This is a genomic window from Pseudogulbenkiania ferrooxidans 2002, assembly GCF_000174355.1.
Taxonomy (GTDB): domain Bacteria; phylum Pseudomonadota; class Gammaproteobacteria; order Burkholderiales; family Chromobacteriaceae; genus Pseudogulbenkiania; species Pseudogulbenkiania ferrooxidans.
Window position 1 is genome coordinate 175042 of record NZ_ACIS01000005.1, and the last position, 20579, is coordinate 195620.

The 20579-nt window shown below is 65.1% G+C and carries 19 protein-coding genes, 1 tRNA gene and 1 riboswitch; of the genes, 9 read left to right on the forward strand and 11 right to left on the reverse strand.

Annotation, left to right across the window (positions count from 1 at the left end; genetic code table 11):
- Positions 1-45 precede the first annotated feature (45 nt).
- Positions 46-209, reverse strand: a riboswitch (cobalamin riboswitch).
- A gap of 77 nt (positions 210-286) precedes the next feature.
- From FURADRAFT_RS10085 to cbiB, 3 genes are read right to left on the reverse strand one after another with little or no spacing between them, the layout of a single operon-like run.
- Positions 287-1549: an MFS transporter gene (locus FURADRAFT_RS10085; protein WP_008954041.1), complete on the reverse strand. Its 1263-nt coding sequence runs from the start codon at positions 1547-1549 to the stop codon at positions 287-289.
- The gene (gene cobD / locus FURADRAFT_RS10090; protein WP_008954042.1) at positions 1527-2555 is read right to left on the reverse strand and encodes a threonine-phosphate decarboxylase CobD; all 1029 of its coding nucleotides are present in this window, start codon (positions 2553-2555) and stop codon (positions 1527-1529) included. The genes FURADRAFT_RS10085 and cobD overlap by 23 nt, the downstream gene beginning before the upstream one ends.
- On the reverse strand, positions 2548-3486 hold the full coding sequence (cbiB, locus tag FURADRAFT_RS10095) for an adenosylcobinamide-phosphate synthase CbiB (RefSeq protein ID WP_008954043.1): 939 nt from the start codon (positions 3484-3486) through the stop codon (positions 2548-2550). Before cbiB ends, cobD begins: the two co-directional genes overlap by 8 nt.
- 134 nt (positions 3487-3620) lie before the next feature.
- Between cbiB and FURADRAFT_RS10100 the strand changes: the two genes are divergently transcribed.
- Positions 3621-5090, forward strand: coding sequence for a cobyric acid synthase (locus FURADRAFT_RS10100; protein WP_008954044.1), 1470 nt, complete (start codon positions 3621-3623; stop codon positions 5088-5090).
- Between the two features lie 92 nt (positions 5091-5182).
- Here the strand turns inward: FURADRAFT_RS10100 and FURADRAFT_RS10105 are convergent, their stop codons facing one another.
- Positions 5183-5707 carry a hypothetical protein gene (locus FURADRAFT_RS10105; protein WP_008954045.1) on the reverse strand — a complete coding sequence of 175 codons (525 nt, stop codon included), beginning with the start codon at positions 5705-5707 and terminating at the stop codon, positions 5183-5185.
- 244 nt (positions 5708-5951) lie between these two features.
- On the opposite strand from FURADRAFT_RS10105, the gene FURADRAFT_RS10110 reads away from it, so the two are divergent.
- Entirely contained in the window at positions 5952-6164 is a 213-nt protein-coding gene (locus FURADRAFT_RS10110; protein ID WP_008954046.1) for a DUF3460 family protein, read from the forward strand.
- Between the two features lie 130 nt (positions 6165-6294).
- On the opposite strand, the gene FURADRAFT_RS10115 is transcribed toward FURADRAFT_RS10110, so the two are convergent.
- Positions 6295-7026 carry an SDR family NAD(P)-dependent oxidoreductase gene (locus FURADRAFT_RS10115; RefSeq protein ID WP_008954047.1) on the reverse strand — a complete coding sequence of 244 codons (732 nt, stop codon included), beginning with the start codon at positions 7024-7026 and terminating at the stop codon, positions 6295-6297.
- 400 nt (positions 7027-7426) lie between these two features.
- On the opposite strand from FURADRAFT_RS10115, the gene FURADRAFT_RS10120 reads away from it, so the two are divergent.
- On the forward strand, positions 7427-9085 hold the full coding sequence (locus FURADRAFT_RS10120) for a thiamine pyrophosphate-binding protein (protein ID WP_008954048.1): 1659 nt from the start codon (positions 7427-7429) through the stop codon (positions 9083-9085).
- A 218-nt stretch (positions 9086-9303) separates the two neighbouring features.
- Here the strand turns inward: FURADRAFT_RS10120 and FURADRAFT_RS10125 are convergent, their stop codons facing one another.
- The 3 genes from FURADRAFT_RS10125 to FURADRAFT_RS10135 all read right to left on the reverse strand — a co-directional run bounded on the left by FURADRAFT_RS10125 (position 9304) and on the right by FURADRAFT_RS10135 (position 11145).
- Positions 9304-9987, reverse strand: coding sequence for an MOSC domain-containing protein (locus tag FURADRAFT_RS10125; protein ID WP_008954049.1), 684 nt, complete (start codon positions 9985-9987; stop codon positions 9304-9306).
- The gene (locus tag FURADRAFT_RS10130; protein WP_008954050.1) at positions 9978-10685 is read right to left on the reverse strand and encodes a glutamine amidotransferase; all 708 of its coding nucleotides are present in this window, start codon (positions 10683-10685) and stop codon (positions 9978-9980) included. The genes FURADRAFT_RS10125 and FURADRAFT_RS10130 overlap by 10 nt, the downstream gene beginning before the upstream one ends.
- A 375-nt stretch (positions 10686-11060) precedes the next feature.
- Positions 11061-11145 (reverse strand) — tRNA-Tyr (locus FURADRAFT_RS10135).
- A 473-nt stretch (positions 11146-11618) separates the two neighbouring features.
- Between FURADRAFT_RS10135 and FURADRAFT_RS10140 the strand changes: the two genes are divergently transcribed.
- The 5 genes from FURADRAFT_RS10140 (at position 11619) to FURADRAFT_RS10160 (ending at position 16084) form a co-directional block, all read left to right on the forward strand.
- The gene (locus FURADRAFT_RS10140) at positions 11619-12212 is read left to right on the forward strand and encodes a BPSL1445 family SYLF domain-containing lipoprotein (RefSeq protein ID WP_008954051.1); all 594 of its coding nucleotides are present in this window, start codon (positions 11619-11621) and stop codon (positions 12210-12212) included.
- A gap of 275 nt (positions 12213-12487) precedes the next feature.
- Complete coding sequence (locus FURADRAFT_RS10145; RefSeq protein ID WP_008954052.1) at positions 12488-13120, forward strand: LemA family protein; 633 nt, start codon at positions 12488-12490, stop codon at positions 13118-13120.
- A complete protein-coding gene (locus tag FURADRAFT_RS10150) occupies positions 13120-13983 on the forward strand; it encodes a TPM domain-containing protein (protein WP_008954053.1) in 864 nt (287 codons plus the stop codon). Before FURADRAFT_RS10145 ends, FURADRAFT_RS10150 begins: the two co-directional genes overlap by 1 nt.
- A gap of 2 nt (positions 13984-13985) precedes the next feature.
- Positions 13986-14483, forward strand: coding sequence for a TPM domain-containing protein (locus FURADRAFT_RS10155; RefSeq protein WP_008954054.1), 498 nt, complete (start codon positions 13986-13988; stop codon positions 14481-14483).
- Positions 14484-14695: 212 nt separating this feature from the next.
- On the forward strand, positions 14696-16084 hold the full coding sequence (locus FURADRAFT_RS10160) for a sodium-dependent transporter (protein WP_008954055.1): 1389 nt from the start codon (positions 14696-14698) through the stop codon (positions 16082-16084).
- Between the two features lie 110 nt (positions 16085-16194).
- On the opposite strand, the gene FURADRAFT_RS10165 is transcribed toward FURADRAFT_RS10160, so the two are convergent.
- Positions 16195-17241 carry a L,D-transpeptidase family protein gene (locus FURADRAFT_RS10165; RefSeq protein WP_008954056.1) on the reverse strand — a complete coding sequence of 349 codons (1047 nt, stop codon included), beginning with the start codon at positions 17239-17241 and terminating at the stop codon, positions 16195-16197.
- Between FURADRAFT_RS10165 and FURADRAFT_RS10170 the strand changes: the two genes are divergently transcribed.
- Complete coding sequence (locus FURADRAFT_RS10170; protein WP_008954057.1) at positions 17242-17793, forward strand: L,D-transpeptidase family protein; 552 nt, start codon at positions 17242-17244, stop codon at positions 17791-17793.
- Positions 17794-17821: 28 nt separating this feature from the next.
- On the opposite strand, the gene FURADRAFT_RS10175 is transcribed toward FURADRAFT_RS10170, so the two are convergent.
- A complete protein-coding gene (locus tag FURADRAFT_RS10175; RefSeq protein ID WP_008954058.1) occupies positions 17822-18139 on the reverse strand; it encodes an Lpp/OprI family alanine-zipper lipoprotein in 318 nt (105 codons plus the stop codon).
- A gap of 419 nt (positions 18140-18558) precedes the next feature.
- Positions 18559-20226: an alkaline phosphatase D family protein gene (locus FURADRAFT_RS10180; protein ID WP_008954059.1), complete on the reverse strand. Its 1668-nt coding sequence runs from the start codon at positions 20224-20226 to the stop codon at positions 18559-18561.
- Between the last annotated feature and the right edge of the window lie 353 nt (positions 20227-20579).

The following is a 20579-nucleotide window of genomic DNA, read 5'->3' on the forward strand; positions in this document are numbered from 1 at the left end:
GGCGGTTCCTGCATTCCCCCGGTGCACCCCGCCCGGCTTCTGCCTGTGTCGACATCGGTGACGGCCGGTCTCCTGGCTCGCGCTTCACCGCCGGGCGCCGCCTTCCCGGATCGCTCCAGTGGCATCGTGGCGCCGGCTCGTCGCTTACAGTTGCGGGGGCAGCCGTGGTATCGCACCACGTTCCCGTCACCGTCACTCAGGGGCAGGATGATACGTGAGGGCGGCGGGCTTGTGAACAAACGCGGCGATGCCGTCCGGCTGTGCCGCGCGATGAGGGGCGCTCGTGTCAGCGGGAAGTCGTATGCGTTTCCTGCAGGCGTAGCGCGGCAATCGCCCCGGAAAGGAATGTCAGCCCGGCCACCAGCCAGATCGCGCTGGCCATGCCGAACAGGTCGGCCACCACCCCGGACAACAGCGCGCCGATGGCGTAGCCGAGGTCGCGCCACAGGCGGTACACCCCCACCGCCGAGGCCCGCCAGCCAGGGTGTGCCACGTCGCCGATGGCCGCCAGCAGGGTCGGGTAGACCATCGCCGTGCCGACGCCCAGCAGCACCGCGCCGGCGAGAAAGCCGGAGAAGTGCAGACTGCCGGCGGTGACGACGATGCCGGCCGCCTGTAGCCACATGCCGGCCACGATCAGCCCCTTGCGGCCGATGCGGTCGGACATGACCCCGGTCACGAGCTGGCAGCCGCCCCACACCGCCGGGTAGACGGCGGCCAGCCAGCCAATCTGCGTCAGGCTCATGCCGGCGGCGGCGAAGGCGAGCGGAAACAGGCCCCAGGCCATGCCGTCGTTGAGATTGTTGACCAAACCCGCCTGGCAGATGGACGACAGGTTGCGGTCCTGCCAGCTGGTGCGCCAGAAGATCGTCGCGGGGGAAGGCTGGCCGGGGTGGGCGTCCGGCTGTTGCAGCGCTTCGTGCCGGGCATGGGCGTGCGTCTCGCGCACCGCCAGCAGCGACAGCAGCAGGCCGGCCAGCACGAAGGCCACGCCCAGGTAGAACGGCTGCGGCCGCAGCCCGTAGCGGGCGGCAAGCCAGCCGGTGGCCAGCGCCGCCGCGCCGACCGCGACATAACCGGCGAACTCGTTGATGCCCATCGCCAGCCCCCGGTTGAGCGGGCCGGCCAGGTCGATCTTCATGATGACCGTGATGGACCAGGTCAGGCCCTGGCTCACACCCAGCAGCACGTTGGCCAGCAGCACCCAGTTCCAGGACGGCGCCCACATCAGCAGGAACGGTACCGGTGTGGCGATCAGCCAGCCGGTGACGAGGATGGTCTTGCGGCCGTGCACGTCGGCGAAACGGCCGGCGACGTAATTGGTCAGCGCCTTGGAGACGCCGAACACCACGATGAAGGCGAGGATGGCGGTGTGCGCCGCCAGATGGAACTCCCGCTCGGCGATGGCGGGGAGGATGGAGCGTTCCATGCCGACCATGGCGCCGACGAAGGCATTGACCAGCACCAGCAGGCTGAACTGGGCCAGGTTCGCCCGCAGACCGAGCCGGATGGCGCGGGGCGGGTCGTTAGCGTTGCGTGTTGTGTTCAAGGTCGGTACATGCCTCCTCTTGAGGTATACACCAACCCTCCAGCGCGACCTCCAACCGCGACCAGGCGGCCTCGCTCGCCGGCAGGCCGAAGCGGACGCTGCCGGTGTCGGCGAAGAGGCGGATCAGGATGCCGCGGCGGGCCAGGAAGTCGTGCAGCGCGGCGGCTGCGGGGTGAGCCAGCCACTGGAACAGCGCGCTGCCGCCATCGGGGGCGAGGCCGTGCGCGGCCAGCAGCCGGGCGAGCCGTGTGCTGTCGGCGGCCAGCCGCTCGCGCGTGCGCGCCTGCCAGGCCGTGTCCTGCAGGGCCAGCCGCACCGCCACGCGTGCCGGCCCGCTCAGCGTCCACGGTCCGAGTTCTTCCTGCAGCCGGGCGAGCAGCTCGCGCCCGGCGAACACGAAGCCGGCGCGGGCGCCGGCCAGGCCGAAGAACTTGCCGATCGAGCGCAGCACGATCAGCCCCGGCGCGCCGATGTGCGGCAGCATGCTGTGTCCCGGCGTGCAATCCATGAAGGCCTCGTCCACCACCAGCCAGCCGCCACGCGCCGCCAGCCGGGCGCGCCAGGCGTCCAACTGGCCCGGCGTGGCGGACCAGCCGGTCGGGTTGTTGGGGTTGCACACCACGAGCACGTCGAGGGTGTCGAGCGCCTCGTCGATGCGCTCCGGCGTCAGGCGCACCGCCTCGTGGCCGTGCCGTGCCCAGGCGTGCGGGTGTTCGGCGTAGGTGGCGGCCAGCAGACCGACCCGGCCGGGTGGGCGCAGCCGCGGCAGCGCCTGGATCGCCGGCTGCGAACCGGCTACCGGCAACAGCGCAGAGCAGCCGTAATACCCGGCGGCGGCGGCCTCCAGCCCGTCCGCCGTTTCCGGCAGGCGCTGCCAGGCCGATGCCGGAATCGCCGGCACCGGCCAGCCGTGCGGGTTGAGCCCGGTGGAGAGGTCGAGCCAGTCCTCCACCGGGATGTTGAAACGGCGCGCCGCCGCCAGGATGCCGCCGCCGTGGTCAAGCATTGAGGCCTCCCGTCACCAGCGCCAGCAGCAGGCCAATGCCGACCCACAGCCACAGACCGCGCTGCACCAGGCGCACGGCGCGGCGGATGTCGCCGCAATCCGGGGCGCGTTCCAGCCCCAATGCCGGACGCGCCTTGAGCTGGCCGTGGTAGCTGGCCGCACCGCCCAGCGCCACGCCCAGCGCGCCAGCGCCAGCCGCCATCACCGGGCCGGCGTTGGGGCTGTACCAGGTCGGCGCCTGCGCGCGCCAGCACGCCCAGCCGGCGCGGCGGTCGCCCAGCGCGATATAGGTCAGCGCGGTGAGCCGCGCCGGAATGAAGTTCAGCACGTCGTCGAAGCGTGCCGCGGCCCAGCCGAAATGCAGGTAGCGCTCGTTCTTGTAGCCCCACATCGCGTCCAGCGTGTTGGCGAGCCGGTACAGCACCGCGCCGGGCGCGCCCAAGAGCAGGAACCAGAACAGCGCGGCGAAGATGGCGTCGCTGCCGTTTTCCAGCACCGATTCGATGGTGGCGCGCGCCACGTCCTGCTCGGAAAGCTGCGAGGTGTCGCGGCTGACGATCATGCCGACGCGCTGGCGCGCCAGAGGCAGGTCGTGCCGCTCCAGCGCCTCGATCACCGCCTCGGCGTGCTGGGTCAGGCTCTTGGCGCCGATGGCGAGGTAGAGCAGCACCACGCTGTAGAACACGCCGATGAAGGGCAGCCAGGCCAGCAGCGCCGCCAGCAGGGTGAACGGAATCAGGAGCAGGGCGATGCCGATCGCGCCGCGCAAGCGCATGCACTGCTCGGTTTCCTGCGCCGGGGCGGCGGGGTAGAGCCGGCGTTCCAGCCAGCGCACCAGCTTGCCGAAGCCCACCAGGGGATGCCAGCGCGGCGGCTCGCCGAAGAGTTTGTCGAGGAGAACAGCCAGCAGTAGAAAAACGGGGGAAGTCACGAAGTGCGCCTATATAATTCCGGTTTTGCCGGTCGATGACGTTGCGCTGAAGCACGCCGCACATCGATCACCATCAATACGAAAGGCGTCATTCTAGGATGATCGTCAGGAAAAAGCGCGCCCGGAGTCAAACCATGCCAGCCAAAACCATCATGATCCAGGGTACAACCTCGGACGCCGGCAAGAGCACGCTGGCCACCGGGCTGTGCCGCCTGTTGGTGCGTCGCGGCATTCGTACCGCCCCGTTCAAGCCGCAGAACATGGCGCTCAACAGCGCCGTGACCGTCGACGGCGGCGAGATCGGTCGCTCGCAGGCGGTGCAGGCGCAGGCCTGCGGCGTCGAGCCGCACACCGACATGAATCCGATCCTGCTCAAGCCCAACAGCAACGTCGGCTCCCAGGTCATCGTGCATGGCCGCGCCATCGGCAATATGGAAGCTTCGGTTTATCACCGCTACAAGCCCGAGGCCATGAAGGCAGTGCTGCAATCGCATCAAAGGTTGGCCGAACACTACGACTGCATCGTGGTGGAAGGGGCGGGCAGCCCGGCCGAGATCAACCTGCGCGAGGGCGACATCGCCAATATGGGCTTCGCCGAGGCTGTGGACTGCCCGGTGATCCTGGTGGCCGACATCGACCGCGGCGGCGTGTTCGCGCACCTGGTCGGCACGCTGGCGCTGTTGTCAGAATCGGAACAGCGCCGCGTGGTCGGCTTCGTCATCAACCGCTTCCGCGGCGACCTCGCGCTGCTGCAGCCGGGGCTCGACTGGCTCGAGACGTACACCGGCAAGCCGGTGCTGGGTGTGCTGCCGTATCTCATGGGTCTGCATATCGAGGCCGAGGACAGCCTCACGCGCCAGAACGCGCCGGGCGGCGCGCGCGACGGCCAGCGCCTGCGCGTGGTGGCGCCGGTGCTCCCGCGCCTGAGCAACCACACCGATTTCGACCCGCTGCGCCTGCACCCACAGGTCGAATTGTCCCTGGTCGGGGCGGGGCAGGCGATTCCGCCGGCCGACCTGATCGTGCTGCCCGGCAGCAAGAACACCCGTAACGACCTGGCCTGGCTGCGCGCCAACGGCTGGGAGCCGGCGATCCGCCGCCACCTGCGCCTGGGCGGCAAGCTGGTCGGTATCTGCGGCGGCTTCCAGATGCTCGGTGGGCACATCCACGACCCGCTCGGGCTGGAGAGCGAGGCCGGCAGCACGCCGGGGCTCAATCTCTTCGACATGGCAACCACGCTCACCGAACACAAGCGCCTGGAACGGGTGGAAGGGCGACTCACGGTGGCGGATGCCGCGGTGAGCGGCTACGAAATCCACATGGGCGTGTCGAGCGGCCCGGCGCTGGCCCGCCCGGCGGTGAGCTTGGCCGGCGGCGGCGAGGGCGCCGTGTCGGACGACGGCCAGATCCTCGGCACCTATCTGCACGGCCTGTTCGACCATGCCGAGGCCTGCCGTGCACTGCTCGCCTGGGCCGGGCTGCAAGAACCGCAGCCGCTCGATTACCGCGCCCTGCGCGAGCAGCACATCGACCGCCTGGCCGATTCGCTGGAACAGCATCTTCGGTTCGAGCGCCTGGCCGGGCTGCTGCCGCTGTCGCGCTGATCCGCCGCTGAACATGCTTCTTCGGCCAACGTTGGCCGAAGCCGGCAGGCATGGAAAAGCCCGGGGGTGCCCCGGGCTGGGTGTTTGCTCGGTCAGCGAGCCATTTCCGACATGTCTCTGTCGGGTTCTTTACGTTCCAGTTTCAGGTAGGCATCTGCCGCCACAATGCCGAATACCAGGTGGGCGATCAGCGTCGTCCAACTGCGGGCTTCCGCGAACCATGGGAAGAACTGGGTCATGCCGTAGAAATTGACCACGTAGACCACGAAACCGAACACCACCCCTACCGCCGAGGCCATGCCCCAGCTCGAGTCGAAGTGGAACGGTGCCATGATCAGACCCAGGATCAATCCCATGCCGATAGCCAGCGCAAAGTGCACGATCAGGGCAACCACCACGATGCCGATATTGAACATCGCCGGCGACCCCAGTGCCGAATTGCCCATGACGATGGCGGCGATCATGTGAGTAGGAGCCCATGGGCTGCCACCCGCCATAACCATGGCCAGCATGTCCAGCAGCAGGAAAACCACACCTGCCAGAACCCCAGCCAGCGACGCCGCCCGCCAGTCGGGCAGCCGATGTGTCAGCTGATGCGAATGCATGTGAAGATCCATAGCAAACTCCTTTCAGCACTCAATCGAACGGGGCGCACTCTGCGCCTCTTCTTAGACTGGCCAAAAAGGCAAAAGTGCACGGTGCAACAACTGTTAATCAAAAATAGTTCCTTTGTTTTCAGTGGATTGGGATTGTAACGCACGTCACTATATGCGGATGGAACGGGAACCACCCCGACTGGAAAAATCTCTAACCTAGTGGCGGTTTTTCCCGCCATGGAAGTTGTAACGGGAGGGTGAGACGATGATTGCCCCGAGGGAACCGTACCGGGTGGGTCATTCCGGCTACGTATCGCCGTTCACCGAGTTCATGGACGGCTTTCTTGCCGAACATCCGGAAGTCGTCGAGGACCAGCATCACGGCTGGTATCTCTTCTGGGATCACAAGGCCGATTTCGAGGAATGGAAAGAAGCCAGGACGGATAGCGTGCCGGTAAAAGGGTACGACTATTTCTGATGCGCATCCCCCGTTTGAATGGCCATGCCAGGATTGCACGCACAGCGGCATGGTCAAGCGGGGGGTGCGTCTTTTTTTGCCTCTGCCGGCACGCGTCCCGTTGGCTTGCGGTGACCGGTCTGGACCGGCCTCAGAAGCGCTCCGTCCAGGGGCGCAGGTCCAGTTCGTGCGTCCAGGCGCTGCGCGGCTGACGGTAGAGCTGGTAGTAGGCCTCGGCGATCGCCGCCGGGTCCAGCATGTCGTCGGGGTTCGGCGCGGTGCCGAGTTCTCCTGGTGACTGCGGTCGGATGTGGCCGTCGAGAACCACGTGAGCGACGTGGATGCCCTTGGGCTGCAACTCGCGCGCCATGCTCTGCGCCAGCGCGCGCAGGCCGAACTTGCCCACCGCCAGGTTGTGGAAGCCGGCGCTGCCGCGCAGGCTGGCCGTCGCCCCGGTGAACAGGATGGTGCCGCCGGCGCCACCGTTCTCGATGCGCGCCACCATGCCGCGCGCCGCGGCACGCCCGACCAGAAAGCCCCCCAGACAACCCACCCGCCAGCAGCGCTCGAACTCCTCGCGGCTGGTGTCGAGCAGACCCGCCGGGGCAAAACGCCCGGCGTTGTACACCACCAGGTCCGGTTCTCCCAGGTCGCTACGGATATTCTGGAACAGCGCCTCGACCGCCGCCTCGTCGGTAGCATCGCAGCCGTAAGCCCGGCCGGCGTGATGCACGCCGGTGCAGTCGGCCGCCAGCCCTTCCAGCTTCTTCACGTCGCGCGCCACCAGTGCCACGTGCATCTCGGCGCGGGCGAAACGCTGTGCCAGGGCGCAGCCCAGACCCGGGCCGACGCCGACGATCACCGCAACCTTGCCTGTATCCATGGTTCACTCCTGCCTGTCGCTGCTTTCATCTTAGAACCCGTTCGCCAACTTGCTGCGGCACCTTTGCCGGGCGTGTTCCTGCGTGGGTGCAGGAGGGGGTGGAGGTGCTATTCCTTGCCGCGCTATTCTTGCCTCGCCCCGTCAACGCCGGGAGCCACCGATGCCGGGTTCCGCTACGCCTGACTCCTCCGGCGCTTCTGCGCGGCAGAGGGAATCCATTGCCGAGTTGATGAGTTTCCGGAATGAGCCAAGCAAAATGCATCGCTTGAGCACGCCACTGGGAAGGCAGAGACTGAGCACCGGTTTCGCACGATCACACCCCACCCGGCGAACGAGAGCAGGTCGCGGCGCACCACGCTGCGTCAGGATTGCGGTTCATGGAAGATTAGAGAGGATTGCCATGCAGGACATCGAGGCACCGCGTAACGGCGGGCGGATTCTGGTTGAATCACTGGTCAAGAATGGGGTGGAGGCAGTGTACTGCGTGCCCGGCGAGAGCTACCTGCCGGTGCTCGATGCCTTGCGCGACGAACAGGGCGTGCGCACCGTCGTCACCCGCCACGAAGGGGCGGCTTCGTACATGGCCGATGCCTATGGCAAGCTCACCGGGCGCCCCGGCATCTGCTTCGTCACGCGCGGGCCGGGCGCCACCCATGCCAGCAACGGCGTGCACACCGCGATGCAGGACTCCACCCCGATGATCCTGTTCATCGGCCAGGTCGAGCGCGGCTTTCTCGGCCGCGAGGCGTTCCAGGAGGTCGACTACGTCAGGATGTTCGGTGGCCTGGCCAAGTGGGCGACGCAGATCGACAGCATCGAGCGCATCCCCGAGGTGGTGGCGCGTGCCTTCAGCGTAGCGATGTCGGGTCGGCCAGGGCCGGTGGTGGTGGCGCTGCCGGACGATATCCTGTTCAGCCAGGGCGTGGCGGGTGCGGCGGTAGCGGCACAAGCGGTGCAGGCCGCGCCGTCTCAAGCCGACATGAGCGAATTGCACCGGCTCCTGAGTGCCGCCCAGCGCCCCTTGCTGGTGGTCGGCGGCAGTGGCTGGAGCGCGCCAGCCTGCCAGGCCTTGCATCGCTTCGTCGCGGCCAACGCGCTGCCGGTGGCCACCGCCTTCCGCCGCCAAGACCTGTTCGATAACGACGACCCGCACTACGTCGGCCATCTCGGTTTCGGGCTGTCGCCACAGTTGGCCGAACGGGTGCGCGGCGCCGACCTCATCCTCGCCATCGGCACCCGGCTGGGGGAAGTCACCAGCAACGGCTACACCCTGATCGCCAGCCCGCAGCCGGCGCAGACCCTGATCCACGTTCACGCCGACCCGGAAGAATTGGGCCGGGTCTACCGCGCCCGCCTGCCGATCAATGCCGGGATGCAGTCCTTCGCCGGAGCGCTTGGCGAACTGCCGCCGCTCGATGGCGATGCCTGGCGGCAGTGGACGCAAGATGCCCGTGCCGAGTACCTGGCCTTCAGCACCCCGCCCGCGACCTCGCCCGAACACCGCGGCGTCGACATGGGCAAGGTGATGACCCACTTGCGCGAAGTGTTGCCGGCCGACGCCATCGTCAGCAACGGCGCCGGCAACTACGCGGTGTGGGTGCACCGTTTCTACCGCTACCGCCGGCCCGCCACCGAGCTGGCGCCGACCAACGGGGCGATGGGCTACGGCCTGCCGGCGGCGATTGCCGCCAAGCTGGAGCACCCCGAGCGGCAGGTGGTGTGCTTCGCCGGTGACGGCTGCTTCATGATGTACCCGCAGGAACTCGCCACGGCGCGGCAATTCGGCGCGGCGGTGGTGGTGATCGTGGTCAACAACGGCATGTACGGCACCATCCGCATGCACCAGGAGCGCGAATACCCCTCGCGCCCCTTCGCCACGGACTTGCAAAACCCGGATTTCGTCGCGCTGGCGCGGGCGTTGGGCGCGCACGCCGAAGTGGTGGAACGCAGCGAGGACTTCCCGGCCGCGTTCGCCCGCGCCACCGAGGCCGGTCGTCCCGCGCTGATCGAGCTGAAGGTCGACCCGCGCCAGATCACGCCGCAGGCGCGGCTGCCCTGAGAACCTGTTTACGATCTGCTGCGCGTCGGCGAGACGGCGTTAAAGCCGTCTTCGGAATGCTCATTTACCACGTGTAAACTCCGCTTCCTCAGCCGTTTTTGCCTTGTCTCACTCTAGCTCGCGAGATCGTAAACAGGTCCTGAGCGCGGTTCGCCCCGTCGCGCCCGTGCCGGAGGCGGGGTTGGCCGAAGCCGGGAAGATCGGCTCCGGCCAGGCCTTCAGCCTTCCAGCCGTCTCGACCAGTCTTCCACGGCGCCGCTCTCGAGGCGGCGCCGGAAGGTGCGTTTCCAGTTCTCGGCCAGTGGCGCCAGCTCGGCGGCGGCGGCCCACTCGCGCATGTGCTCGGGCTCTCGCCCGAACAGCGCGTGGATCACCCTCAGCAAGGGCCAGGCTGGTTCAGGACGCTCGGCGAGCACGAGCGCATCCCCCGGGCGCACCCAGCCGGCTTGCAGCACACGGTAATACCAGCCGGTCCGGCCCATGTCCTGCATCAACCTGGCCGCTCCTTTGTGTCCTAGGCGGGCATTCAGCTTCCAGCACGGCTGGCGTCCCTGCGACACCTGCACCACCGCCTGGCCCAGCTCGAAAACATCCCCCACACAGATAGATTCCTCGGTGAGGCCGCAGGTCGAGAGGTTTTCGCCGAAGGCGCCTGGCGCCAACAGCAGCGGCTGCGCGCCCAGCTGCTCGATCCAGGCGGGGTAGTGGTCGCGCGGGTAATGATGAACGGCTTTTTCCGGGCCGCCGTGCACCCGCCGGTCCGCCTGCTCGTCACCGTCGAAGCCCTGTTCCGATAGCCAAAGCGGCGTCGCAACCAGGCTCTTGTGGATTCCGCTCTGGTGAGAGGTACCTGCCAGCGGTGCGGAACGGCCGACCAGCAGGGCATCCACCGCTATTCGCATCGTGTCGTATCCAGTTGCTGCAGCCAGGCGCCCAGCATCGCCGCGCCGGCCCGGGCCGCGTGGTCGGCGAAGCGGTGGCTGGCGGCACGCAGCTCGGGAACCGACAGGCCGGCATGCTGCAACTCGCCGCTGTGCCCGATCAGCCACGCCTCGATCAGATGGCCGTCGACTTCGGGGTGGAACTGTAGCGCCAGCGCGTTGTTGCCCCAGGCAAAAGCCTGGTGCGGGGTCAGCTCGGTGGACGCGAGCAGCTGCGCGCCGGCCGGCAGGTCGAACGTGTCGCCATGCCAGTGCAGCAGCGGCACCTCTTGCAAACAAGACAGGCTGGAGCGATTGCCGGCCGCCGAGAGCGAGACCGCGCCCCAGCCGATTTCCTTCGCCCGGCCGGGGTAGACCCGGGCCCCGAGCGCCGCGGCCATGATCTGTGCGCCCAGGCAGATACCCAGCGTCGGCAGGCCCTGAGCCAGGCGTCGGGCCACGCCATCGATCTCGCCCCCCAACCAAGGGTAATCAGCCTGTTCGTAGACGCCGATGGGCCCCCCCAGTACCACCAGCAGGTCGGGGCTGAGCCAGTCGTCAGCCTCCATCCGGTCGATACCGGCCTGGCGGTACTCGACGTCATAGCCGAACTGTTTCAATACGGTGTCGAAGACGCCCAAGTCTTCAAAGGCTACATGCCGTAATGCCAGGCATTTCATAACGTTATCTCCTTGTGGGAACGCGTGCTGACCACCGGATCGGTGGGCATGGCTGACGGGGTGGGGTAGAGCATCATGGTATGCCCTATGGGTGAATGGTTCCAGCCTTGGCAACCCATTACCGCCTGGCGTTCCGGGACATCGGCGGTCAGGCAGGCCTGGCGACGGGTGTCGGCCACGCTACATGACGCCACGGCCACAGTGCATCGGGTTGCAAGAGGGAGCGCTTAGGGAGCTTCTGGAAGTGAAAGCAGGGCGACGATGACGGCATGCCGACGGTGAACGTCGACGCTCGGCAATCCGCTGTCATTAGCTGGGTGCCGGACAGGAAAAACAAAAAGCCCGGAACAAATGTCCGGGCTTTCTATCGAATACTGGTGGAGGGAGAAGGATTCGAACCTTCGAAGGCAGAGCCGTCAGATTTACAGTCTGATCCCTTTGACCGCTCGGGAATCCCTCCTGAAGAGCGGCGAATAATATCGATTCCCGCTCGTGGCGTCAATGCATTGCAACGTTTTTTTGCCGGCAAAATTATCCGCCCCGATACAGAGGGTTTTCTTCACTGGCCGGGAAAGCCGATGCTGGCCTGCCACCCGGCCGCTGGTGTCATGTGTCAGGGTGCTATAACGGAGGACAAGGCTCGTAGTTCCCCTACCGTGGCATGCCGAGAAGTCGTGTTGTTTCAGTCCATGGTCATGGTATCTGGCTGTGGTCGGTTCTCGGCGGGCTGACGTTGTATACGCTTGGCAACTTGCTTCACCTCATCTTTCCATCACCATCGTTGCCGTACTGCTTCAGGTCATCCGTGGGGGCTGTGCCGTTCACGGTCGCGGCAGGCGGTGCGGGGCCGATTCCATCCCACGCACTTCAACTGCCTTCCACCGGGGGCAATCGTGTTCCCCGGTACTACCTCGAGACCATCAGGAGGACGATATGCAAACCAGAAAGTTATGCATTGGATTAGTGGCAGCATTATCGGTGTTGGCCAGCGGCTGCACGACCACCACCGGCAAGATGAGCGAATCGCCTTCGACTCGCTCGATGAATGCAGCGAGCGAGGCGCGTGAAATCGACGCCGGGTACGACGCTACGTTGGCACGCCTGTACCGTAACGCGCCGAGCTCTCGTGCCTTGGTGGCCAAAGCCCAGGGTGTGCTGATCTTCCCGTCGGTCATCGCGGCCGGGCTGGTTGTCGGCGGCGAGTACGGCAAGGGGGCGCTGCGGGTTGACGGCAAGCCTTCCGGCTACTACCAGACGGCGAGTGCCTCGTTTGGCTGGCAGATCGGCGCCCAGTCCAAGGCCATCATTTTCCTTTTCATGACCAAGGACGCACTCGACAAATTCCGCTCTGGCTCGGGCTGGACGGTAGGGGCGGACGCCTCGGTGGCGTTGCTGAAAATGGGCGCCAATGGCGATATCGACCTGAATACGGCGCAACAGCCGGTGGTGGGTTTTGCCCTGACCAACAACGGCTTGATGGCAAACCTGACGTTTGAAGGCACCAAGGTTTCCAAGCTGAACCTGTAGCCGGTGGGCGGGGAGTGATCGCCCATCATTCTTCTTGCTGTAGCGCTTTCTGCAATGGCGGCAGTCGTCGTGGTTACGACGACTGCCGCTGTGGCGTGCGCCGGCCTGTCTCTGCCATGACATCCGGGCATCCTCGTTTCCCCTGCCTCTCACCTTGATGTCATTTTGTTTTTTGTTGCCGGTTAAGCTGTAATGAAATGATTCAGGGCAGCCCGATGCAGAGTGGAACGATGCCTGCTCCGAGTGCCTTGCTGCCATATCCAAAGGGGAATCGAATGCGCCAGCTATGGATCACCTTGCTTGCCGTCATGCTGCTGAGTTTGTCCGGCTGCGGCTACAACACCTTGCAATCCAATGATGAACAACTCAAGGCCAGCTGGTCGGAGGTGCTGAACCAGTATCAGCGCCGTGCCGACCTGGTGCCGAATCTGGTCAACACTGTCAAAGGCTACGCCTCGCATGAGAAGGAGGTGCTGACGCAGGTCACCGAGGCGCGCTCACGGGTGGGCAGCCTCCAGATCACGCCGGCACTGGCCAACGATCCGGACGCGCTGGCCAAATTCCAGTCGGCCCAAGCCCAACTCAGCGGCGCCCTGTCGCGGCTGCTGGTGGTTTCGGAAAACTACCCGCAGCTCAAGGCCGATGCCAATTTCCGCGACCTGCAAGCCCAGCTCGAAGGCACGGAAAACCGCATCACCGTCGCCCGCAACCGCTACATCAAGGCGGTCGAGCAGTACAACGTCACCGTGCGTAGCTTCCCCTCCAACCTGACCGCCATGGCGTTTGGTTTCAAGGTGAAGCCCAACTTCACCGTGGAAAACGAACAGGCGCTCTCCACCGCGCCGCGTGTCGATTTCGGCAGTACGCCCACGCCGTCGACACCGCCCAAAGCCGCAGGGGGTTCCTGATGCGGTCCTGGCGTGTGCTGTGGGGCCTGTTGCTGACCTTGGCCCTGAGCTGGAGCCTGGGGGCTGGCGCCCAAACGGTGGCGGTGCCGCCGCTGAGCGCCCACATCGTCGACCAGACCGCCACCTTGAGCCCGGACCAGACGGCGGCGCTGGAGCAGACGCTGCGCGCCTTCGAGGCGAGCAAGGGCAGCCAGCTGGCGGTTCTGATCGTGCCGACCACGGGGGAGGAGGCCATCGAGCAATACGCGCTGCGCGTGGTCGAACAATGGAAGCTCGGCCGCAAGAACGTGGACGATGGCGCGCTGCTGCTGGTGGCCAAGAATGACCGCAACCTGCGCATCGAGGTGGGCTACGGCCTGGAAGGCGCGCTGAACGACGCCACCTGCAAGCGCATCATCAGCGAGATCATCGTGCCGCGTTTTCAGCAGGGCGATTTCTACGGCGGCATCACGGCCGGGGTGGAGCGCATCATCGGGGTCGTCAACGGCGAGCCCCTGCCGCCGCCGTCAAGACCTACGGCGCAGCGCCAGGTCAGCTTGTCCTCGCTGGCGCCGTTGGTCGTGGTGGTGGCGTTCGTCGTGGGCGGATTCCTGCGCCTGCTGTTGGGTCGGCTGCCGGCGGCGATCGTGACCGGCAGTGCGGTCGCGGTGCTGGCGTGGATGGTGCTGGGGGCGCTCACGCTGGCGCTCACGGCGGGGTTGATGGCCTTTTTCTTTACCTTGCTGGGCGGCATGGGGGGGCGCGGCGGATGGCATAGCGGCGGCGGCTGGTCCGGCGGCCGAGGGGGCGGTGGATTTGGTGGCGGCGGGTTCAGCGGCGGCGGTGGCGGTTTTGGAGGCGGTGGCGCCTCGGGCAGGTGGTGAGCATGAATATCAAACGTATCGTTCGGCATCTGACCATGACGCCCTGGCAAGTCCGGCGCTGCTTCACGGCCAGCACCCTGAGCGTAATCGAAGTGGCCATCAAGGACGGCGAGCGACTCCATGCCGGACAGGTGCGCTTTGCCGTCGAGGGTGCCTTGCATACATCGGCTTTGCTCCGTGGCCATACGGCCGGGGCGCAGGCCCTCGACGTATTTTCCCTGCTGCGGGTATGGGATACCGAGTACAACAACGGTGTTCTGATCTACCTGCTGCTGGCGGATCACGATGTCGAGATCGTCGCCGACCGAGGCATTCATGCCAAGGTCGACGCTCAGGAGTGGCAGCGCATTTGCCGGATCATGGAAACCTCCTTCAGCCGTGGCCACTACGAAGAAGGGGCCGTGGAAGGCATCCTCGCGGTCACTCATCTGTTGGCGGAGCATTTCCCGGCGGAGGGGTATCGCGTCAACGAACTGTCGGATCGGCCGGTGGTGCTGTGACGGGCAGGGCGGCATGGTTCGCCCGCGCTCTCGTGCCCCGCATGCCGGTTTGCTGCCACCCAGCGCCGGACGCCGGCGCTTCCTGCTTTGACTTTGGAAGTAGGCCGACCAGGCGATAGCCGGCCAGATCAAAACTTCGTACACTCTCGCCCGAGCGCCCGTCCCCGCCACAAGCGGGACGGGCTTGTCATTTGTTTCAGGCAGAGTTTTCGATGAAAAATCACACTCCACACGCGGCCACGGCGGCAACGGGCAAAACCCGCGATGCGTTTTCTTCCAGTTTCGGCGTGCTGGCCGCCACGCTCGGCTCGGCGGTTGGGCTGGGCAACATCTGGAAATTCCCTTACGTGACCGGTGCCAACGGCGGCGCCGGGTTTCTGGTGATCTACCTGCTGGCCACGCTGCTGGTCGGCTTGCCGGTGATGATTTCCGAGATCATGCTGGGCCGCAAGGCGAAGTCCGATGTGGTGACCACGCTGCGTACCCTGGCCCCGGCGGGACAGCCGTGGTGGCTGATCGGCGCCTTTGGCGTGGTTGCGGCGTTTCTGATCATGGCGTTTTACACCGAGGTGGCGGCCTGGGTGTTTGCCTATGTGTTCAAGGCGCTGCGTGGTGACATCCTCTCCAGCAACCCGGCGGTCACTTCGGCGGCCTTCAAGGGGCTGATTTCCGATCCGGTGCAGTCGCTGCTGTGGCAGTGGGGGGTCTTGCTGCTGATCGGCGGAATCCTGCTGTTTGGCGTGGCCAAGGGCATCGAGGCCGTGACCAAGAAGCTGATGCCGCTGCTGTTCGTGTTGCTGCTGGTGATTGGCGCACGCAGCCTGACCTTGCCGGGCGCGGCGCAGGGGCTGTCCTTCCTGTTCACCCCGGACTGGTCGAAGATCAGCGGCGAAGTGGTGCTGGTCGCCATGGGGCTGGCGTTCTTCAAGCTCTCCATCGGCATGGGCACCATGATCACGTACGGCAGCTACTTCCGCGACGACCAGAACATCCCAACCACCACGCTGCGCGTGATGAGCGCCGATCTGTTCGTGTCGATGCTGGCGGGTATCGCCATCTTCCCGGCGGTGTTCAGTTTCGGCTTCCAGCCCGGCGCCGGTCCGGCTCTGCTGTTCATCACCATCCCGGCGGTCTTCGCCAGCATGCCGTTCGGCCACGTGTTCATGGTGCTGTTTTTCGTGCTGGCGGCCGTGGCGGCTACCGGTGCCATGCTGTCGCTGCTGGAGGTGCCGGTATCGGTGATGGTGGGCCGCTTCTGCATCAGCCGCCCCCGCGCTACCTTGCTGAACCTGCTGTTGCTGGGCCTGATCGGCTCCAGCTGTGCCTTGTCCAACAGCGTGCTGGCCGACGTCAAACTGTTCGGCATGACCTTCTTCGACCTGTTCGACTACCTGACCTCCAACGTCCTGCTGCCGTTGGGCGGCATCTTCATCTGCCTGTTCGTGGCCTGGGTCTGGGGCAAGCAGAGAATGATGGAGGCGCTGAGCAACCAGGGAGTATTGGACAATGGCTGGATCGTGAAGGGCCTGCACGGGCTGCTGAAGCTGGTCACGCCGCTGCTGATCCTGCTGGTGATGTTCAAGGGACTCGGGTTGATCTGAACCCAGTAGCATGAAGAGCCGCAATGCGGCTCTTTTGCATGGTGCGTCCGGAGTGTTGTCGAGCTCACTGTGCCGAATTCACGCTTCTTCGGCCAACCTTTGACGCATGGCTACGGCAATTCGATTTCCTCGCTGGCGGGGAGGCGAGGCAACAGGGCATTGTTGGCATCGATGCCGTAGGGCTCGAAGTTGTACGGCTCGACGGGCAACTCGCTGAGCCAGTCGTCCAGGCCTAGCTCGGAGGCCGATAGTGCGACCGGCACCGGTTGCGGGGTTGTGGTCAGTTGCGTTACCCGCTCCTGGTCGATTTCATCGGGCGGCAGGGGCACGGTCGAGAGCGCCTGCGCGACCCGCTGCTCCAGCGGAACCTTGTCCGGGTATTCGTCCACCGGTTCGAAGGTGGCCATCACCCAGCGGCCGCCATCGTTGCCGACCAGCACGGGCTCGTCGATCACCCTGACCGGCGTCCCCACCTTCATCTGCGGGAAAATCTGCGCGGCATCCTCGGGATACAGATGCAGGCAACCGTGACTGGTGCGCAGACCCACCCCCCACGGCCGGTTGGTGGCGTGGATGAAGATGCCGGGGAAGCCGGTCTGCATCGCCAGCATGCCCATCGGGTTGTCGGGGCCCGGGGGGAAGTACTCCGGCAGCTCGACGCCGTCCTCGCGCAAATGCTCGTCGCGGATGCTCTTCGGAACGAACCAGGCCGGGTCCTTGAATTTGGCCTTGATGCGGGTGGCCCCGAGCGGGGTCGACCAGCCCTCGCGCGCTATACTGATGGGATAGGTGATGACCTGTTGCGGTGGCTGTCCCTTGGTGGTTGCCGGAAAGTAGTACAGCCGCCGCTGCGGGATGTTCAGCACCACGCCCTGCCACGGCTTGGGCGGCAGGATGAACTGGCGTGGCACCACCACGGCGCCGTGCGGCGTCCAGACCGACTGCTCGGGGTTGGCGCGAGCGATCTCCTCGTAGCCGATGTCGTAATGGCGGGCAATGTCGGGCAGCGTGTTGTTGCCGGTCGGTTCGACCACCAGTACCTGGCCCACTACGGTCGAGCCGTCGGTCGGCAGCGTAAAGGTGGCGGCAGCCGCGGGGGCCAAGCCGATGACGGCCAGCGTTATGGGCAGGACAAGACGGGCAAGGGAGCGAGACACATGGCGCGGCTGATCCGGTATGCACTGACCCTGATGTGGCTGGCGTTGAGCGTGTCCACCCATGCTGGCACCGAGCGCTGGATCGAGGTGGATACCGCCGCCCGCACCCTTACCGTGTACCAGGGCAGCCGCCCGCTGCAGCGCTTCGACAACATTTCGGTGGGGCGGGGCGGCGTCGCGCCGCTTCACTACCACGGCGATGGCAGCACCCCGTTGGGCAGCTTCCACATCATGCGCATTCGCACCCCGCACGTATTCGGCAGTTTCTACCAACTCGATTACCCCCGCCCGGAGCACGCCGAGCAAGCCTTTCTCGACGGCCGCATCGATGCGGGCACCCGTGACGACATTCTGTTGGCGGCCCGCGCCGGACGGCTGCCGCCGCAATTCACTGCGCTGGGGGGCGCCATCGGCATTCATGGCGTCGGGCGCGGAAGCTATCGTATTCATCGTGACTTCAACTGGACTAATGGCTGCGTCGCGCTCAGCAATGCGCAACTGCACCAATTTGCGAGCTGGGCGCGGCTTGGCATGCGAGTGGTCATCCGCTGAACGCGGAGGCCCACCCGCTCGCTTTCGTCTACTTCATCATGGTTTTTTTGAACATCCGATCCAGCCGCTGATTGGCATCGGTGGCCGTCTGGTTGGCCTGGTTGGCGGTCTGGTTGGCCTGGTTCGCCACCGTCATCGCCTGGTCGGCTTTCTGGCCGGCGTTGTCGGCCGAGGCCTGGGCAGAGGCTGCCGCTTTCATCGCCTGATCGGCGGTCTGCTGGGCACGGGCGACATCGGCGCGCAGCTTGTCGACATCCCCTGAACTGGCACAGCCGCCCAGCAACAGCAGGGATGCCCCCAGTAACGAAGTCAGTACGGAAGTGCGAACGGAACGTGATCGGAACATGGCTTTCCTCCTTCAACTTCAAGACAGGATAAAGCGAGTGCTCCGTTCGCCGAAAAACAACCGATACTGGGCGTCAAGGCACCCGCCGGGGCGGACCCGCCCCACTAGCTGGCCGGTTCGGTGGGAGCATCATCCGGTTGCGCGGCAAGGCTGCCTACCGTTACGGCCAATGCATGCCGATATATAACCGGAAAACTAGCTGAACCGGCCCTACTTCACTAAGAGGGTGGCAATTCATGTTAGTTCAGGTCGACAGCACGCGTATCACGATGAAATACGGGGATGTCGCCGCACCGCAAAACGGAGGTCATGACGGCGGGATGGCCGCCTGCCGGAAAGAGGGCCATGGCACGAGGACGTGACCGGCAATGGCCCTGACCCGCGTGGTACAGAAGGCGGGCGATCCGCGCTGGCTTGCCTTAATCGAGCACGATGCGGCGTTTGGTGATTTCGCCTTCGTCGCCGCCCGCCCAGTTCAATTCGATGATGATTTCCGGATTGGGTCCGGGACGCGCCCGCACCATCAGGAAGTTGTTGGACCCCGTCAGGGCGTACAGTCGTTCGGTAAAGACATTGTCGTTATTCTCCATGGCGCCGCCTGAACTGATGCCGATCAGGCTCAGTTTGGGCGCCGGCTTGCGGGAGATGGCGCTCGAGGTGGCATGGTAGACCTTGGCGGCGGGGAATTTACGGTGGCGAATCCTGAAGATCGAGGCACAGTGCACGTCCCCGCTGAGGAACACCACTTTCTTGCCGGTCTGATCGATGCTCTTGAACAGGGTTTCCAGGAGCTGATTGCGCTCCCATTGGTTGGTTTCGTGACCCCACTCGTCCTTGAAATCATCCTTGGCCTCGCCGAGGTCGGCGTAGTTGACCAGGCGATCGACCCAATGGACCACCGGGACCGGCGAGACGATGAACAGCGCATTGGCTTGTTTCACATCCTCGCTCCCCAGCCACTGGCGGAAACGGTCGAACTGGGCCTGACCCAGCAAGATGTTCTTGTCGGGTATTTTCTTGCCCTTGTTCTTTTCGACATCGTGATGGCCGCGCATGTCCAGCACGTAGAAGGCCGCGCCGCCATGGCGGAAAGCATAGTCCCATTGGCATTGGTCGGGGTCTGCGGCGTTGTAGGACGTAGCGGGGTTGTGACTGTGCTCGTATTCGTAATAAGCCTGGCAGGCGGCTTTCCACATCAATTGCAACAGCATCAGGTTGGGCTTGCTGTCTTCTTCCTCCCAGAACGAGCAGATTTGCGCCGCGCGCTCTTTCCAGGTCAATGAGCCCCAGCCGTCCATGATCTCGTGGTCGTCCCAGATCATGTACTGCGGAACTTGTTCGAAGACCGAGCGCAGCTCGGGCACGCTCCAGTAGACGCGGTAATACCAGCGGTAGATGTCGAGCAGGTATTGCTGGATGCCCGCCTCATCATACTTGCCTTTGCCAAGGGCAAACTTGTCGAGCAGCGCTTTCTTGTTGTCCTTCAGCCAGGACCAGATATCCAGGAAACGATTCTTGCCGTTGGTGTCGACGTAGACCTGATCGCCGCCGCCGATCGAGAAATGGGCCCGGGTGTCTCCCAGCTGTTCGAGATAGTGTGGCCAGGCCCCGGCGCTACCGTTGTTGCTGATATGGTCGTGGCAGCTGTAGAAGCCGAAGACGATCTCGGACGGAGCCTCCGGCATGGTGCGGAAATGGCGCGGCGCATCGCCGCCGATTTCGGTGCGGCGCGCCACCTTGCCCGCATCCAGTTCGCTGGCGATGACCGCGTAGTAGTACCGGGTATCCGGGTTGAGGCCGGCGATGTCGAAGACGTGGGTCAGGCTGTTGTCATGCGTGAAATCGTGCTCGCCCAGATAGGCCGCCGCGATCCCGTTGCCGGCCAGAAATGCGGGAACCGTCTTTTCTTCCAGCCGTACCAGGTCGCCGCTCAGCGGGCTCGCCGTGACGACCAGACTCCACTTGCCCGGTTGGTAGATGCGGACCCAGAGCCGCGTGCTGTTGGCGGTGGTGGCCCCAACAATGACGCCACTGGTGAGTTTGCTGTACTTCTGTTCGTTGGATGTCGGATCAAGCAGGGTGGCCATGGTGTCCTCGTAATCGATCAGCTGGCGCCGTACGGCGTTACAAATGCCGATGGCAACGTCAATTGCATATCATTGTTTTATGGACAAAACCGGCACTCCGCAAGGCAGCGCGGTCGCCGACGAGCGGGTGTCAACCCACGCGGACCCGGGGCGGGGCGCCCTATCCATCACGGCGTTTACCCGGGCAAAAGCATCTTGAGTCCACCCCTGACAAGTCGACGCCAGTCATCTTGTGCCGCCTGGCGACAGTTACGCGATTCCCAGGAGCGGGCACGTCGACACGCCAGTAACAGCATGACCATGCTATACAAGTAAAACGGCAAGTGTGCTGCATGGGCGGGGTCTTTACCGGC